Source organism: Streptomyces sp. NPDC058000 (assembly GCF_042886435.1).
Classification (GTDB): domain Bacteria; phylum Actinomycetota; class Actinomycetes; order Streptomycetales; family Streptomycetaceae; genus Streptomyces.
Map to the genome: position 1 here is coordinate 1 of NZ_JBHVQS010000136.1, position 1,676 is coordinate 1,676.

The 1,676-nt window shown below is 62.8% G+C and carries 1 protein-coding gene and 1 pseudogene; one reads left to right on the forward strand and one right to left on the reverse strand.

Annotated elements, in window-relative coordinates; genetic code table 11:
- Positions 1-431 (forward strand): annotated as a pseudogene (locus ACFVT2_RS43305) (transposase); the annotation flags it as partial.
- A 594-nt stretch (positions 432-1,025) separates the two neighbouring features.
- On the opposite strand, the gene ACFVT2_RS43310 reads toward ACFVT2_RS43305, so the two are convergent.
- Positions 1,026-1,676 (reverse strand): transposase (locus ACFVT2_RS43310; RefSeq protein WP_390027997.1); only part of this gene is annotated, 651 nt, incomplete at its 5' end.

Here is a 1,676-nt window from a genome sequence, read left to right on the forward strand (position 1 = left end):
AGGTACGGGGGACACCCCCAGGGGTCAGGTCCAGCGGCAGAAACAGCGACTGGACATGCTGTGGGCCACCGATGACGACTACGTGGCCCTGGAGGTGACGTGGATGCTCTCACAGGACGTGATCCAGGCGTACGGGCATCCGAAGAACTCGGGGGGCAAGAAGTTGATGGACCGGATCATCAACACCCTGCGCACAGGCTTGCCGAAAGGTCTGGAGGAGCTGGCTCAACTCGGGAGAACCCTGTGGCGTCGGCGGGAAGATGTGCTCGCCTACTTCGACATCGGGGCGTCCAACGGCCCGGTCGAGGCGATCAACGGCCGGCTCGAGCACCTACGCGGCATCGCCCTGGGTTTCCGGAACCTCAACCACTACATCTTGCGGATCCCTGATCCACTCCGGCCAGCTGCACACCCGGATCAACGCACTCTAAATCGTGAAGAGCCAGTAAATGCTGTCCAGCGCGACTACGTAGAAAGGCCAGAAGATAGTACCGGTCCGATAGATCCTCTACCCGAATTCTAATCATGTCGTGCGAGAGCGCGGATTGGGTCAGATAAGAGTCCGCGATGGTTACCGGGCCCAAATTCCGACCAGAGCAGGTCTGGAGGATGTCGCCTTCTTGGATCAGGTAATCCTCAAGCCTCGCGGTGCGCGTGACTGAGAGTCGGTCTGCCTCAGGTGGGAGATATTCAAAGACGTCGTAAGGCCGGAGGTACGGCACGAAGTCTTCTCCATCAACCGCGTAAGTTCGCTTAAACCTGCTTGGCGCATATGCACTACCAAGGCTGCGGATGTCCACGAGGGTGTGCCCGATTCCAGCACGGAGTAACTCACGAATCGGTCCTGCACTGCCGAGAAAGTAGTCGGCATTGAGGCGTCCCTCAGTGTAGAGACCCCTAGCCCGGATTTTTCACGGGTCTTGTCTCCAGTCCTCAGCACGGGGGTGACCGGCTGCAGGGTCGGCGGAGTCCCGGCGGGTACTGGGCCGGGAAACCAGGGTCCGGTATGAGATCGTAGGGGAACTTCAGGGCTGCAGTGACGAAAGCGTGCGGCTGGATGTGGCCAGGAGCTGCCGATGCGGCGCAGCCTGATCGAAGCGCAGGCTGACCCGCCTTGCGTGACGCACCACGATCGCGGCGATCGACAACATCCTCGCCCGCAGCGTCTTCGGTTCCCATACCCACCACCGCGACCGCCGTTGCTGTGCCGCGGTACTGCCGGCAGCGGTGACCAACCCCGCCCAGGTGACGAGGCTCATTGCCAGGACCGCCACATGACACCACGTCTGATTCATCCGGAAACTCTCGTGCGGGAGTTTCCCCAACCCGCAGTCTTTCAGGTCCCGGATCCGTTGCTCGCACCTGCCCCTGCCGCGGTGCAGGACGTCGAGCCGGTTGGCATGGCCGGGGCGGTTGGTGACAAAGGCCTGAACCCGGCGGCCATCGACATCCGTGATGCGAAGCTGCGCCCCGGACGCGGGGTGTTCCACCCGGATGATGATCCGCGTATCGTCGGGGTAGTTGTCCAGGTCGGTGCCCAGGGGTTCCCCGGCCCAGGACCGCATCCGGGAGGTGATATCGGCAACGTAGCCGTCACCCGGGTCGGTGACGGTGCCGTCGGGGCGGATGATGCCCTGCTTGACGGGGTCCCCCAGGGTCGAGGCGATCTCCCCGAT